Below are 13,749 nucleotides of genomic sequence, written 5' to 3'. Positions count from 1 at the left end.
ATAGTTCCGGATTTTTATGCCGAAATTCTAGGCAATTTTACGGGAACATTTCGAGGTTTCCGCAGTTTGGTGTCTCTTTGCCTCTATTATAGGCGGTACGCCGGCTCGGGATCGCATTGAATCGGGACCGCGATCTCGAAGAGCGCTCCCGCCAATGGGTCGGCGGTGCGGGCCGCCTCGTCCAGCCCCTCCCAGGAGGAGGTGACGGCAAGCCGTCCGTCGCCGATGTAGACGGGGCAGGTGGTGCGGCGCGCCGGCAGAAGATGGCGGGAGATGTGGGTCCCGTCGGACGCGTAATGATCCACCGCGCCTTCACCCCATCGGGCATTCCAGATCGAACCGTCGCTTGCGCAGATCGACCCGTCTATCCCGCCGGGCTTGCCGTTCTCGTCGACGAGGACCGCCGCATCTCCGGCCGGCAGCCCCGTTTCGGAATTCAGGGGCACGCGCATCAGCCGGTTGACGCGCGTATCGACATAGTAGCCGATCGTTCCGTCCGGCGAGAAGCAGATCGAGTTCGGAATGCTGATCCGGTCGAAGAGCTTCGTCACCACGCCTTCGCGGACATGGTAGATCGAACCTGCGCCGTCTTCCCCTTTTTTGCTCATCGTACCGATCCAGAGGCTGCCGGAGGGATGCACGCGGCCGTCGTTCGAGCGGTTGCCGGGCTTTTCCGGCTCCAGCTCGCGGTAAAGCGAAAGCTCACCGCTTGCCCGGTCGCGGACGAAGAGGCCCTGGTCGCTTCCCACCAGTTGCCGGCCGGCGTCGATGGAGGCGAGAACGCTGCCCATGACCGGCAGCTTGTGGACGATCTCCCGGCCCGTGGGGAGATGTAGCTCGTGCAGCGCCTTGCCGAGAATGTCGAACCACCAGAGCGTCGCCGTCTCCGCTTCGAAGGTCGGGCCTTCTCCAAGCTCGCAAAGGGACGAGGAAAGGACGGAGCCTTCAAAATTGTGTGTAGTCGCCATGCGAAATCTCCAATTGCAGCCGGGGGTAATGAATCTGTATCATTGCAGCGGGACGCCGCAAGCTCCGTCTAGCTGATTTGATCCCCAAAAATTATCCCCTGACAAAGGCTTAGAAGCGTGCGACAAGATTTGCAAAGGCGAGCATATGTCATCATTATCCGAAATTGATACACAGCATCAAATTCAGAATTTTCTTAAATTTGAGATGTCGGTCTTGGCCGGACAGGCGCTTACAGTAGGGCTTCGGGCAAATTCAGCCCCCGATCGCGGTATGATCGGCGGCCGAAGGCACCGTGAATACGAACCGCTTCGGGGCGAGCGCATGCGGAATGCCGGGAAACGCTCGATGACGACGGGCGAGCAAAGAAACAGATGATGTCCGATTCCGAGAAAACTGAAGAAGCTCGGGCTTTTGACGGAAACGTCGAGGAAATCGCCGGTCTCAAGACCCAGTTCGATGTGATCCGGTTCATGAAGCGCGTCGCGGAACATTACCGCTGCCGCGCTTTCATCGTCCTCAACCTGCCCCCCGCCACCTCGCTCGAATTGTCCAGCAACACGGTCATCACGAACTGGCCGGTCGAACTCATGTCTCATTTCGACAGGGAAGGCCTGCTGCAGACGAGCCCGGTCCTGCGCAAACTCCGCAAATCGACGCTGCCCTTCACCTTCGATCTGGAGACGATCGCCACCGATTGGCGCGGACAAATGTCCCGCAGCATCTTCGGCCGGTTCGGCCTGGTGCGCGGCGCCTATTTCCCGGTGCATGACATGTCCGGCGCCCGCGGTGCTGTGTCTTTCGCCGGCGACGGTCCGCTCTTCAGCCGGCAGCAGATGATGGAGATCATGTATGTCTCCATCCACGTCTTCGAGCGGCTGGCCGAAATCCGCGATCTCGATGTACGTGCCACCGATACGCTGACGGACCGGGAGATCGACTGCCTCAATTGGACCGCTGCGGGCAAGACCAGCGCCGAGATCGCCGATATCCTCGGTCTGTCGGAGCATACGGTGAACCATTATCTCAATCGCGCAGCCAAGAAACTCGACACGGTCAACCGCACCCAGGCGGTGGCCAAGGCTCTCCGCATCGGCTTGATCAAGTAACTAAAATCTGTGCTGCACTGCACACTGTTTCATCACCGCACAAAGCTTGATCGATATGAAATGCGGCAGATACCGGCAGGTTGCTGCGCCGCAGCAGTGGGTTTACTCAGAACTTGTTGAAAATACTCAATAAAAAGAAGTATCTTCCCGTCTGGCATGTTTCGTGCTTCTGTAGGAGCCAGGTCCAGAGGGGACTGTAAGCGTCCCAAGAGGCGTGCAAAGAAAAGCCGCCGTCCGATCTGCGCGCCATACGGCTGCCGATCGGACGGCGGTTTCGATCTTTCTTGCTCCCGACGATTGCGAACTCCTATATATCCCGGAAAGCGGCGCCTGCTTCGTGACGTGGCGCCGGATCATGCAATCGGGAGTTTTCGATTATGTCCGACGTGACGAAGGAAGAAGTTCTGGCGGTGCTCGGGAAGGTGCGCGGGCCGGATCTGGAAGGCGACATCGTCTCGCGCGGCATGGTGTCGGACGTCTTCATCTCCGACAACAAGGTCTATTTCTCGATCACGGTGCCGTCCGAGCGCGCCCAGGAGCTCGAGCCGATGCGCATGGCGGCGGAGCGCGCCGTCACGGCCATGCCCGGCGTCAGGGGTGCGCTGGTGACGCTGACGGCGGACCGCAAGGCCGGCTCTGCGCCGCCACCCCGCCCGCAGCCCGCTCCGGCTGCCCATTCCCACGGACATGCCCATCCGCCCCATGGGCAGCAGCCCGGCCAGCCCCCGCAGCGCCAGAAGTCGGGCGTGCCGGGCGTCGGTGCGATCATCGCGGTCGCGTCGGGCAAGGGCGGCGTCGGCAAGTCGACCACGGCCGTCAATCTCGCCCTCGGCCTCCAGGCGAACGGCCTGCGCGTCGGCATTCTCGATGCCGATATCTACGGTCCCTCCGTGCCCAGGCTTCTGAAGATTTCCGGCCGTCCGCAGCAGATCGAGAACCGTATCATCAAGCCGATGGAGAATTACGGCCTGAAGGCCATGTCCATGGGCTTCCTCGTGGACGAGGAGACGGCGATGATCTGGCGCGGCCCGATGGTGCAGTCGGCGCTGATGCAGATGCTGCGCGAGGTCGCCTGGGGCGAGCTCGACGTGCTGGTCGTCGACATGCCGCCGGGCACGGGCGACGCGCAGCTCACCATGGCCCAGCAGGTGCCGCTTGCCGGTGCGGTCATCGTCTCGACGCCGCAGGATCTGGCGCTCATCGATGCCCGCAAGGGGATCGCCATGTTCCGCAAGGTCGAGGTGCCGCTGCTCGGCGTCATCGAGAACATGAGCTATTTCCTCGCGCCCGATACCGGCAAGCGTTACGACATCTTCGGCCATGGCGGCGCGCGCGGCGAGGCGGAACGCATCGGCGTGCCCTTCCTCGGCGAGGTGCCGCTGACGATCGACATCCGCGAACGTTCCGATGCCGGCACGCCGGTGGTCGTTTCCGATCCGGAAGGGGCATCCGCGAAGATCTACCGGGAGATCGCCGCCAAGGTCTGGGCCGAGCTCGGCGGGCGTACGCCGCGCCAGGCGCCCTCTATTGTCTTTGAATAAAAGCGTCGTTTCCGAATAGGCATTCGAATAAGCGAACCGCAGGATTTCATGACAGGCCCTTCGACTTTGGTTGGGGGGCACTTCCTGGGGTGCTTTCGGCCAAGGTCTTGATCGGGATCGCAAATCGGCCTGCTGTTGCTTCCCCCTTGAACATCGGCTCGGCCGGAGTCATGTTGCAGCGCCCAAAGCGGATCTTATGCACCTCTTGATTTTGACTATGGCTGTCTTTATAGGCGCGTCCCGCCGGAGGCCGGCTGGTGGTTCCGGAACAAGGGAGCCGGCAAGCCCGCTTCTCGTTCAAGGCCGACGAACTTCGGCCGGAGACACAGATTGATCAATGCCTATAGCGCCAATGGTTCGATGAAGACGCTCGCGCCGGCCGAAGCGCTGCGGCAACTTCCCGGCGACGTCGTCTGGATCGACCTGGTCGAACCGACCCCGCAGGAGGACTCCTACGTGGAGGGCCTCGTCGGCATCCAGGTTCCGACCCGCGACGACCTGAAGGATATAGAGCCGTCGAGCCGGCTCTATATCGAGAAGGATTCGGTTTTCATGACCGCTTCGCTTGTCTGGCGGGCGGACGGCAACGATCCCCAGCTCACCGATGTCGCCTTCATCCTTTCGGGCAACCGGTTGATCACAGTTCGCTACGCCGAGCCGAAAAGCTTCCAGCTCTTCATCGCCGCGCTCGGCCGCGTGCCCGAGGAGGCGCGCGATGGCGTGACGCTGCTTGGCCGGCTTCTCGAGACGATTGCCGACCGGACCGCCGAGATCCTCGAGCGTACGGTCGACCGGGTCGATACCCTCTCGACCCACATTTTCCGCGACCGGGACCGGCGCCGGCCGCCGAAATTCCTGGAGGGCAAGCTCGCCGACATCGCCGAACAGCACCGGCTGATCGGCAAGGTGCGGGACAGCCTGGGTTCGCTGTCGCGGCTCCTGACCTTCCTGATGAACGTTCCGATGGTCAATCGGGACGAAGCCGACGGCAGCCTCTGCCGCACGGTGGCGCACGACGTCGAGACATTGTCGGAACATGCCGCTTTCGTCGCCGGCAATATCGCCTTTCTGCTGGACGCCTCGCTCGGCCTCATCAACGTCGAGCAGAATACCATCATCAAGATCTTCTCGATCGCTTCGGTGGTCTTTCTGCCGCCGACGCTTGTCGCTTCCATCTACGGCATGAACTTTCATTTCATGCCGGAGCTCGACTGGCATCTCGGATATCCGTTCGCGATCGTCGCGATGATCCTGTCCGCCATCATCCCGTTTTTCATTTTCCGCTGGAAAGGTTGGCTCTGACGGGCCAGACATCCCATGGGACATCCCGCTGAACATCATGCTGCCGAAAAGACCAAGGTGCAGGGCCTCTTTGCCCTGGCGCTCGGCTCCGTCGGCGTCGTCTACGGCGATATCGGCACGAGCCCGCTCTATGCCTTTCGCGAGGCTTTGAAGCCGGTTTCTCACGACGGCGTCACGGAAGTCGAAATCATCGGCCTCATCTCGCTGATGATCTGGACGCTGACGATCATCGTCACGCTCAAATACGTGCTCTTCCTGCTGCGCGCCGACAACGACGGGGAGGGCGGCACGCTCTCCCTGCTCGCAATGCTGACCAAGACGGCGAACGGCCACACGGCCACGCTGATGCTGCTCGGCCTGGTCGGAGCCGCTCTCTTCCTGGGCGACGCGATGATCACGCCCGCGCTGTCGGTCATGTCGGCGGTCGAAGGCCTGAAGCTGGTGACCCCGAACCTGCAGAGCGCCGTGCTGCCGATCTCCGTCGGCATCCTGATCGCCCTTTTCGCCATCCAGTCGAAGGGGACCGGTCTCGTTTCCCGCTTCTTCGGGCCGATCACCGCGCTCTGGTTCATCGCGCTCGCTGCCGGCGGCATCGCCCATATCTCGGACGATTACAGCATCCTCTCGGCGTTCAATCCCTGGTATGCGGTTCAATTCATGCTGCACGAGGGGTTTGTCGGCATCGTCGTGCTCGGAGCCGTCTTCCTGACCGTCACCGGCGCGGAAGCGCTCTATGCCGACCTCGGCCATTTCGGCCGCCGCCCGATCCAGTGGGCCTGGTTCCTGCTGGTCTTTCCGGCGCTGACGCTGAACTATCTCGGACAGGGGGCGCTGGTGCTCAAGCGTCCCGAGACCATGTCCGATCCGTTCTATCTGATGTTCCCGCAATGGGCGCTGCTGCCGGTGGTGATCCTTGCGACGGCTGCCACCATCATCGCCAGCCAGGCGGTGATCACCGGCGCCTTCTCGCTGGTGCGTCAGGCGATCCATCTCGGCTATCTGCCGCGCATGCAGATCCTCTTCACCTCCGAGACCAATACGGGGCAGATATTCCTGCCCTCGGTGAACACTCTGCTTCTGGTCGGCGTCATCGCGCTGGTGCTGGGCTTCGAAAGCTCCGATGCGCTGGCCACGGCTTACGGCATCTCGGTCACCGGCGCGATGGTCGTCACCACTCTGATGGCCTTCGAGTTCGTGCGGGTGAAATGGAGATGGCCGCAGACCCTTGCGATCTGCGTGCTGGCGCCGCTGCTGGCGCTGGAACTGGTCTTCCTCGGCGCCAACCTCTTGAAGATCCACGACGGCGGCTGGGTGCCGGTCCTGATGGCGATCATCTTCACCGTCATCATGTGGACCTGGAAACGCGGCGCGGCGATTCTCTTCGAAAAGACCCGCCGCATCGACGTGCCGCTTGCCACCTTCGTGCCGATGGTCGAGAAGAAGAGCGATCACGCTCCGGTTTCCGTGCCCGGCGTGGCGATCTTCCTGACCAGCGATCCGGAAACGGCGCCGGCGGCTCTGCTGCACAACATCAAGCACAACCACGTCCTGCACGAGAAGAACGTGATCCTGACCATCGTGACGGTCAACAAGCCGCGCGTTTCGCTGGAAGAGCGCTTCAAGATCGAGAAGATTTCCGACCGCTTCACGCTGATCGAACTGCGGTTCGGCTTCATGCAGTCGCACAACGTCTCGCAGGCGCTCGCCTATCTGCGGAAGACCGGCTTCAAGTTCGACATCATGTCGACCTCCTTCTATCTCGGCCGCCGTAAGCTGGTGCCGGATGCCGAATCGGGCATGCCCATGTGGCAGGACCGGCTGTTCATCGCCATGGCCAACACCGCGACCGACCCATCCGATTATTTCCACCTCCCCGCCAACCGCGTGGTGGAGCTCGGATCGCATGTCATCATCTGAGACGGCGGTAAACCGCGGCTGACATTTATGTGCCGGCTGACATTTGTGTGAATGTCCTAAATCAGCCCGGTTTCCGGGCTTCTCGCCCATCGTGTTAACCGCTCATCAAGGTTAATGATCGATCTTCACTGGGTCGTCTTGCCTTGTGGAGTTCTGGTTTTGCGTTCGAAGAATGTTTTGCGTCGCAGGTCCTCGTCCTATCGGGACGCCTGGACTTCCCCGGCCGTCTTCGGCCTCGCCTGCTGGCTGATCTTTCCCTCAGCGCCCGCTCATGGCGATCTTTCCGATCTTCTGACCGGTTTCGACCGCGCCGACCAGTGGCGCATGGTCCTGACCGATTCTCCGGCGGGTTCGATCCACCAGGCCTCGCTCGCTTTCCCCGGTGTGAGGGATGCGGTCTCCGGCAATGCCGGGCTGGAGCTTCCGGACGGCCGGAAGATCGCGCTTGTCGACGAACGGAAATCCTCCGATCCGCGCCCTGACGAGGACCGCGTCAACCGCGCCGCCAAGAAGGGCCGTGTCGTCGCCGTGGAGCCCATGCAGCCGCCCAAGGCCTTTTCCGCGGGCTCCGTGCTGCAGCGTTCGAGCGCGCTCACCCTGCCGGTCGAAAGCCGCGAGGAGCTGACGGCCTTTGCCAGGCCCGAAAAGGCGCAGAAGCAGATCGAGCTCGCCTCCTTCTATTTCCGCAAGCAGGACAGGCCGAAGCCCGCCGACGATCTGATGCCGATGGTGGCGAGCCTCATCAACAACCATCAGGCCGATGTTCTGGCGACGGCCTACGCACCGCCGGAACCGGATTTCGCCAAGCACTCGCCCTTCGACGCGATTCTGAAGGAAGAGCCGAATGCGGGCCGCTTCATCCCGCCGATCGGCCCGGACGATCATGCTTGGGCGGCGACGCCGCTGCCGCCTTCCGTCTTCTCCGCCCGCGAGCAGCAATGCCTCGCCTCCGGCATCTATTTCGAGGCGCGCGGCGAATCCGCCCGCGGCCAGGCGGCGGTCGCCCAGGTGATCCTGAACCGCGTGCGCAACCCCGCCTATCCGGACACGATCTGCGACGTCGTCTACCAGAACGAGGACTGGCGCAACCGCTGCCAGTTCTCCTTCGCCTGCGACAGGATCAAGGACCGCATCCGCTCGCAATATCACTGGAAGATGGCCCGCGAAGTGGCGATGGCCGTGACCGCCGGCAAGATCTGGCTGCCGGAAGTCGGCTCCGCCACGCACTATCATGCCGTCTACGTCCGTCCGAAATGGGCGCGCTCCATGAAGAAGGTCGGCCGCATCGGCCTGCACGTCTTCTACCGCACCTATGGCGGGGGCTGGAGCTGACGCCAGCCGGGGCCATGGCAAAATAGGCCGCGATTCCCGCGACAGTTTTACCCAGCTCAGGTTGCGTTCCCTGTAAGTCAATGAAATTCCTTGGTTAATTAACCTCTGTCTAATGGTCCTGGATGCCTTGACTATGGGGACGCCCAAAACTATGTTGCGCGCGACTTGAAAACGGGCCGGAAGGCGCGAAATCCCTCGCTGGCTGACCTTTGGGCGGCTGGCTCGGTAGCGGACCGGGCGAGCCGGAAGCCGGATGGGGAGGACGCAAATGACGGATGACCGCGACGATAGTCTGGAAGAGCGCCGGAAGCGCCTTTCCGCGGAACTTGCGGGAAGGAAGGCTGAAGACGCGGCAGAAGCGAAGAGGGACGCGCAGTCTGAAGAAAGCCGCAAGGGCATGGCCCTCGGCTTCAAGCTCTCCTCAGAGTTTATCTCCGCGGTCGCTGTCGGCGCGATCCTGGGCTATATGCTCGACCGTTTTGCCGGCACGTCGCCGTGGGGGATGATCGTTCTTCTTCTCCTGGGTTTCTGTGCCGGTGTGCTGAACGTGCTTCGTGCCGTGGGCATGGTGGCTCCGCCGCCGTCCACGCAGCAGCGGGGCGGCAAGGATAGGAATGGCAACGGCCTTTAAGCGGTTGTCGCAGGTGAATTGAGCCGTCTGGCACGGCGAAGGCAAAGAGGTAGACGGTGGCAAACGATCCGATCCATCAGTTCCAGATCAGCAAGATCGTTCCGATCGAGATCGGCGGCATCGACTTCTCCTTCACCAACGCCTCTCTTTTCATGGTAGCCACCGTCGCCTGCGCCGCGGGTTTTCTCTATTTCGCCACCTCGCAGCGCGGCCTGATCCCGGGGCGCTCCCAGTCGGTCGCCGAAATGTCCTATGAATTCATTGCCGGCATGCTGCGCGAGGGCGCGGGCAGTCACGGCATGAAATTCTTCCCGCTGGTCTTCTCGCTGTTCATGTTCGTGCTGACCGCGAACATGCTCGGCATGTTCCCCTATTTCTTCACCGTCACCAGCCAGATCATCGTCACCTTCGCGCTGGCGCTGCTCGTCATCGGCACTGTCCTCGTCTACGGCTTTTATAAGCACGGCCTGCATTTCCTGCAGCTTTTCGTGCCGAGCGGGGTTCCCGGCGCGCTTCTGCCGCTGGTCGTCGCGATCGAAATCATCTCGTTCCTGTCCCGCCCGGTCTCGCTCTCCGTTCGTCTCTTCGCGAACATGCTGGCCGGCCACATCACGCTCAAGGTGTTCGCAGGCTTCGTCGCCTCGCTTGGAAGCCTGGGCGCGCTCGGCATCGGCGGTGCGGTCCTGCCTCTCATCATGACCGTCGCCCTGACCGGTCTCGAATTCCTCGTCGCCTTCCTCCAGGCCTACGTCTTTGCGGTGCTGACTTGCATGTACCTCAACGACGCGGTCCACCCCGGCGGGCACTAAGGATAACGACATTGGCGTCCTGAGGCGTCAGTCATCAGCCGCAACAACCATTTCGAAGGAGTTTCTCATGGAAGCGGAAGCAGCAAAGTTCATCGGTGCAGGTCTGGCTTGCTTTGGCATGGCCGGTACGGCTCTTGGCCTTGGCAACATCTTCGGCAACTACCTTTCGGGTGCTCTGCGCAACCCGTCCGCCGCTGACAGCCAGTTCGGCCGTCTGGTATTCGGCTTCGCCGTTACGGAAGCTCTGGGCATCTTCTCGCTGCTCATCGCTCTCCTGCTGCTCTACGCAGTCTGATACCTGGCCAGGCATCGGGATCGCGGCCGCTTGAAAACAGCGTGCCGTGATCCTTCGCATTTGGAATACACCTGGAGGTGATGATGTTCGTGACCTCGGCATATGCGCAGACCGCGCCGGCCGCTCCTGAAACGCCTGCAGCGCCGGGCACCGCCCCCGCGGGCGATACGCATGCCGCGCCGGCTGGCGAAGTGCATACCGAAACCGGCGTCGCCCATGAAGGCGAGCACGGCGGCGGCACCTTCCCGCCCTTCGACGCGACCCATTTCCCGTCGCAGATCCTGTGGCTCGTCATCACCTTCGGCCTCTTCTATCTCCTGATGAAGAAGGTCATCGTTCCGCGCGTCGGCGGCATCCTCGAGCATCGCCACGACCGGATCGCCCAGGACCTCGATGAGGCCGCCCGCCTGAAGTCGGAAGCGGACGCCGCTGTCGAGACCTACGAGAAGGAACTGGCTGCTGCCCGTTCCAAGGCTCATAACATTGCCGAAACCGCCCGCGAGGCCGCCAAGACCAAGGCTGCCGCCGATCGCGCCGCGATCGAGGCGGAACTGGCCGAGAAGCTGACCGCCGCCGAAACCAGCATCGGCGAGATCAAGGCAAAAGCCTTTGCCCAGGTCGGCCAGATAGCCGAAGAAACCGCCTCCGCCATCGTCGATCAGCTGATCGGCGCCAAGGCGAACGGCGACGACATCAAGGCTGCGGTCGCGGCCGCGAAGACGGAGGCCTGATCGAGATGGCATTCGATGCAACCTTTTTCGCCCTCGTCGGCCTCGTCCTCTTCTTCGTCCTGATCGTCTACCTCAAGGTTCCGGGCATGATCGCGAAGTCGCTCGACGAGCGCGCCGACAACATCCGCAAGGAACTCGACGAAGCCAAGCGCCTGCGTGACGAAGCGCAGCAGCTGCTTGCCGAATATCAGCGCAAGCGCAAGGAAGCCGAGGCGGAAGCGGCGCAGATCGTCGCGCATGCCGAGCGCGAGGCCGCCGCTCTGACCGAGGAAGCCCGGCAGAAGACGGAGGAATTCGTCGCCCGCCGCAACGCGCTCTCGGAACAGAAGATCAAGCAGGCCGAGACGGAAGCGATCGGCGCCGTCCGCGCCGCCGCCGTCGACCTCGCCATCGCCGCTGCCGAAAGCGTCATCGCCAGGAAGGCCGACGCCTCCACTCAGGACGCGCTCTTCAAGGACGCCGTCGGCAAGGTGCAGTCGCGGTTGAACTGATTTCAATCGGATAGCGACTTCCAAAGGCCGGGCGAAAACCCGGCCTTTTTTGTTGTGGCGGAGCTATGTCTTCGAAAAGATGTAGATCGCGCGGACAAATCCGTCGTCATCAGGATCGGGAAGAAGGGTAAAGCCGCAGCGGCGGACGAGGGCAAGGGCCGCTGCGTTATCGGGAGAGATGCGGCCTTCGATGACCCCGTAACCATGCCCTGGCCCAGCAAGAAAAGCGCTCAACACCGCCGTTCCGAGACCGCGGCCGCGCCGTTCGGGGCGGAGGGCGATGTCGAGATAGCCGGTCCCGTCCTCCCGATCCACCTGCAATACGGCAATGAGCGTATTCGTGTGATCGACGGACGCCCAGCAGGCATTTTCCGGCCTGCGGACATGTCCGAACCAGATGTCGTCGGGATAGGAAATGCGCCGGCTGAGTTCTTCATCGGCGGCGAACCAGGTCCGGTACTCCGGCAGGTCCGTTTCGCCAAAGGGGCGGAACCAGATGTCCATGGGCTTCACGCCTCCGGCAGATCATCCTTGCGGAGCGGCCGGAAGCTCATCCGGTGAAGGCGGCAGGGGCCGTGCGCCTCGATGCCCGCGCGGTGCTGCGGTGTGCCGTAGCCCGCATGGTTCGCGAAGCCGTAAACCGGGAACACCGCATGGGCGCGGGCCATCATCCGGTCGCGGGTGACCTTGGCGATGATCGAGGCGGCGGCGATCGAGACGGAACGGGCGTCGCCCTGGATGACGGCCTTGCCGGGGCAGCAGAGCCCCTGCGGCACGTCGCGGCCATCGGCGAGCACATAAGACGGCGTGACGGCAAGACCGGCCACGGCGCGGCGCATGGCATCCAGGCTTGCGCGCAGGATGTTGCGTTCGTCGATATGGCGAGGCCCGGAGGCGGCGATCGAGACTTCCGCCGTCGCCATGATCGCTTCGAACAGTGTCTCCCGCTGAAGGGCGGTGAGCTGCTTGGAATCGTTGAGGCCGTCCGGAATATTGTCCGGGTCGAGGATCACCGCCGCGGCGACCACAGGGCCGGCGAGCGGTCCGCGCCCGGCCTCGTCCGTACCGGCGACCGGCCAGTGACCGGCCCTGCGTGCGAGCAGTTCCAGGCTGAAATCCGGAACGAGCGGCACTTCTTCGAAAAGCATCGGAGTATCGGGCGACGTGCGAGGCAACATGGCGGCAACCTCGCACGTCGGCCCGACCTCCTGCAACCCCCGGCGGGCGCGAGCGGCATCGCTATCCACCGTGATCGGGACAGGTCGTCCGATCTGGGGCGGCGGTGGAACCGGGGACATTCCGGTGCGTGAAAGGGGCGGACGCGCACCGGAAATTCGGGTTCAAAAAATCAAGTGCCTTATCCGGCAAGATATTCCGGAAAGGGCGGTGCTCCATTGGCGAGACAAGGTATGGAAGATACCGGACCGGCGCCTCAGAGCAGCGAGAGCTGGATGCCTCCCCCATCCGGCCGGATGAAGATGTCGTCGCGCAGCGGCAGGCCGCGGCGCACCATGCCGAGCCGCTTGGTGGCCATCTCGAAGCGCCGGCCGATCTGCCAGGCATAGGGTCCGGCGCCTTTCATCCGCTTGCCCCACTCGGCATCGTAATCCTTGCCGCCGCGCATGGAGCGGATGAGCGACATGACGTGCCGGTAGCGGTTCGGATAGTTTTGCAGCAACCAGTCGCGGAAGAGCGGGCTTACCTCCAGCGGCAGGCGCAGCAGCACATAGCTCGCCTCGGCCGCGCCGGCCGCGTGCCCCGCTTCCAGGATGCGCTCGATCTCGTGGTCGTTGAGCGCCGGGATCACGGGCGCCACCATGACCGCTGTCGGGATGCCGGCATCGGTCAGCGCCTTGATGGCGGCGAGACGCTTGGGAGGGGTCGAGGCGCGCGGCTCCATGGTACGGGCGAGCTTCCGGTCCAGCGAGGTGACGGAAATGCCGACCTTGGCGAGCCCTTTCGAAGCCATATCGGAGAGGATGTCGATATCGCGGGTGATCAGCGCGGACTTGGTGACGATCGCGACGGGATGGTTGGCCTTCTGCAGCACTTCGAGGATCTGGCGCATGATGCGCCATTCCCGCTCGATCGGCTGGTAGGGATCCGTATTGGTGCCGATCGCGATCGCCCGCACCTTGTAGTCCGGCTTGCTGAGTTCCCGTTCGAGCAGTTTCGGCACGTCCGGCTTGGCGAAGAGCTTCGATTCGAAATCGAGCCCCGGGGAAAGCCCCATATAGCTGTGGGTCGGCCTCGCGAAGCAGTAGATGCAGCCGTGCTCGCAGCCGCGATAGGGATTGATCGAGCGGTCGAAGGAGAGATCGGGAGATTCGTTGCGGGTGATCGCCGTGCGCGGCTTTTCCACCTGCACCTCGGTCTTGAACGGCTCGAGCTCCTCGATCGTCTGCCAGCCGTCGTCGAATGCCTCGCGGCGTTCCTCCTCGAAACGGCCGGTCGGGTTCAGGCCCGCCCCGCGTCCGCGCCGCCGGTCCACCTCGACCCGGAGGCCGGACGACTTCACCAGCGCATCGGCAATATCGGCCGTATGAGCAGGCGCGAAAGCGGCCTGCCGCAATTGGGACAGCTCGTTCATGGGTTGCTCCTGACGGGGAACCTTCCCCGTTCCTG

14 protein-coding genes are annotated in these 13,749 nt (G+C 63.0%); 10 read left to right on the top strand and 4 right to left on the bottom strand.

Going from position 1 to position 13,749, the window contains the following annotated elements:
• Window positions 1-86: 86 nt before the first annotated feature.
• Window positions 87-968, bottom strand: coding sequence for an SMP-30/gluconolactonase/LRE family protein (locus tag QTA58_RS04170; protein WP_289671829.1), 882 nt, complete (start codon window positions 966-968; stop codon window positions 87-89).
• 375 nt (window positions 969-1,343) lie between these two features.
• Between QTA58_RS04170 and QTA58_RS04165 the strand changes: the two genes are divergently transcribed.
• From QTA58_RS04165 to QTA58_RS04120, 10 genes are all read left to right on the top strand, one after another.
• The gene (locus QTA58_RS04165; protein WP_289673013.1) at window positions 1,344-2,075 is read left to right on the top strand and encodes a LuxR family transcriptional regulator; all 732 of its coding nucleotides are present in this window, start codon (window positions 1,344-1,346) and stop codon (window positions 2,073-2,075) included.
• 377 nt (window positions 2,076-2,452) lie between these two features.
• Complete coding sequence (gene apbC / locus QTA58_RS04160; RefSeq protein WP_085422473.1) at window positions 2,453-3,616, top strand: iron-sulfur cluster carrier protein ApbC; 1,164 nt, start codon at window positions 2,453-2,455, stop codon at window positions 3,614-3,616.
• Between the two features lie 360 nt (window positions 3,617-3,976).
• Window positions 3,977-4,918, top strand: coding sequence for a magnesium transporter CorA family protein (locus tag QTA58_RS04155; protein WP_289673011.1), 942 nt, complete (start codon window positions 3,977-3,979; stop codon window positions 4,916-4,918).
• A gap of 15 nt (window positions 4,919-4,933) precedes the next feature.
• Window positions 4,934-6,835 carry a potassium transporter Kup gene (locus QTA58_RS04150; RefSeq protein WP_289671828.1) on the top strand — a complete coding sequence of 634 codons (1,902 nt, stop codon included), beginning with the start codon at window positions 4,934-4,936 and terminating at the stop codon, window positions 6,833-6,835.
• Between the two features lie 177 nt (window positions 6,836-7,012).
• Window positions 7,013-8,167 (top strand): cell wall hydrolase, encoded by a 1,155-nt coding sequence (locus QTA58_RS04145; protein ID WP_085422475.1) that lies wholly within the window; start codon window positions 7,013-7,015, stop codon window positions 8,165-8,167.
• Window positions 8,168-8,435: 268 nt separating this feature from the next.
• Window positions 8,436-8,798: an AtpZ/AtpI family protein gene (locus QTA58_RS04140; protein WP_085422476.1), complete on the top strand. Its 363-nt coding sequence runs from the start codon at window positions 8,436-8,438 to the stop codon at window positions 8,796-8,798.
• Window positions 8,799-8,854: 56 nt separating this feature from the next.
• Window positions 8,855-9,607 carry a F0F1 ATP synthase subunit A gene (locus QTA58_RS04135; protein WP_085422477.1) on the top strand — a complete coding sequence of 251 codons (753 nt, stop codon included), beginning with the start codon at window positions 8,855-8,857 and terminating at the stop codon, window positions 9,605-9,607.
• A gap of 67 nt (window positions 9,608-9,674) precedes the next feature.
• Entirely contained in the window at window positions 9,675-9,902 is a 228-nt protein-coding gene (locus tag QTA58_RS04130; protein WP_037158317.1) for a F0F1 ATP synthase subunit C, read from the top strand.
• A gap of 80 nt (window positions 9,903-9,982) precedes the next feature.
• The gene (locus QTA58_RS04125; RefSeq protein ID WP_289671827.1) at window positions 9,983-10,633 is read left to right on the top strand and encodes a F0F1 ATP synthase subunit B; all 651 of its coding nucleotides are present in this window, start codon (window positions 9,983-9,985) and stop codon (window positions 10,631-10,633) included.
• Between the two features lie 5 nt (window positions 10,634-10,638).
• Window positions 10,639-11,124 (top strand): F0F1 ATP synthase subunit B, encoded by a 486-nt coding sequence (locus tag QTA58_RS04120; RefSeq protein WP_085422479.1) that lies wholly within the window; start codon window positions 10,639-10,641, stop codon window positions 11,122-11,124.
• Window positions 11,125-11,187: 63 nt separating this feature from the next.
• Here the strand turns inward: QTA58_RS04120 and QTA58_RS04115 are convergent, their stop codons facing one another.
• From QTA58_RS04115 to QTA58_RS04105, 3 genes are all read right to left on the bottom strand, one after another.
• The gene (locus QTA58_RS04115) at window positions 11,188-11,628 is read right to left on the bottom strand and encodes a GNAT family N-acetyltransferase (RefSeq protein WP_289671826.1); all 441 of its coding nucleotides are present in this window, start codon (window positions 11,626-11,628) and stop codon (window positions 11,188-11,190) included.
• A gap of 5 nt (window positions 11,629-11,633) precedes the next feature.
• Window positions 11,634-12,302 (bottom strand): ribonuclease HII, encoded by a 669-nt coding sequence (locus tag QTA58_RS04110; RefSeq protein WP_289671825.1) that lies wholly within the window; start codon window positions 12,300-12,302, stop codon window positions 11,634-11,636.
• A 254-nt stretch (window positions 12,303-12,556) separates the two neighbouring features.
• Window positions 12,557-13,714, bottom strand: a complete 1,158-nt coding sequence (locus QTA58_RS04105; protein WP_289671824.1) for a PA0069 family radical SAM protein — start codon at window positions 13,712-13,714, stop codon at window positions 12,557-12,559.
• Between the last annotated feature and the right edge of the window lie 35 nt (window positions 13,715-13,749).

The organism is Neorhizobium sp. CSC1952, from assembly GCF_030378245.1.
In the GTDB taxonomy this organism is placed as follows: Bacteria; Pseudomonadota; Alphaproteobacteria; order Rhizobiales; family Rhizobiaceae; genus Neorhizobium; species Neorhizobium oryzae_A.
The sequence above is the reverse complement of the archived record's forward strand: the minus strand, read 5'-3'. Positions and strand labels throughout refer to the sequence as shown.

What these genes read in the sequence shown, in the direction of transcription:
- QTA58_RS04140 (WP_085422476.1), top strand. Translation starts at nt 8,436, where the DNA reads ATGACGGATGACCGCGACGATAGTCTGGAAGAGCGCCGGAAGCGCCTT.
- QTA58_RS04130 (WP_037158317.1), top strand. Translation starts at nt 9,675, where the DNA reads ATGGAAGCGGAAGCAGCAAAGTTCATCGGTGCAGGTCTGGCTTGCTTT.
- QTA58_RS04120 (WP_085422479.1), top strand. Translation starts at nt 10,639, where the DNA reads ATGGCATTCGATGCAACCTTTTTCGCCCTCGTCGGCCTCGTCCTCTTC.
- QTA58_RS04110 (WP_289671825.1), bottom strand. Translation starts at nt 12,302, where the DNA reads ATGTTGCCTCGCACGTCGCCCGATACTCCGATGCTTTTCGAAGAAGTG.
- QTA58_RS04125 (WP_289671827.1), top strand. Translation starts at nt 9,983, where the DNA reads ATGATGTTCGTGACCTCGGCATATGCGCAGACCGCGCCGGCCGCTCCT.
- QTA58_RS04150 (WP_289671828.1), top strand. Translation starts at nt 4,934, where the DNA reads ATGGGACATCCCGCTGAACATCATGCTGCCGAAAAGACCAAGGTGCAG.
- QTA58_RS04105 (WP_289671824.1), bottom strand. Translation starts at nt 13,714, where the DNA reads ATGAACGAGCTGTCCCAATTGCGGCAGGCCGCTTTCGCGCCTGCTCAT.
- QTA58_RS04115 (WP_289671826.1), bottom strand. Translation starts at nt 11,628, where the DNA reads ATGGACATCTGGTTCCGCCCCTTTGGCGAAACGGACCTGCCGGAGTAC.
- QTA58_RS04165 (WP_289673013.1), top strand. Translation starts at nt 1,344, where the DNA reads ATGTCCGATTCCGAGAAAACTGAAGAAGCTCGGGCTTTTGACGGAAAC.
- QTA58_RS04155 (WP_289673011.1), top strand. Translation starts at nt 3,977, where the DNA reads ATGAAGACGCTCGCGCCGGCCGAAGCGCTGCGGCAACTTCCCGGCGAC.
- QTA58_RS04170 (WP_289671829.1), bottom strand. Translation starts at nt 968, where the DNA reads ATGGCGACTACACACAATTTTGAAGGCTCCGTCCTTTCCTCGTCCCTT.
- apbC (WP_085422473.1), top strand. Translation starts at nt 2,453, where the DNA reads ATGTCCGACGTGACGAAGGAAGAAGTTCTGGCGGTGCTCGGGAAGGTG.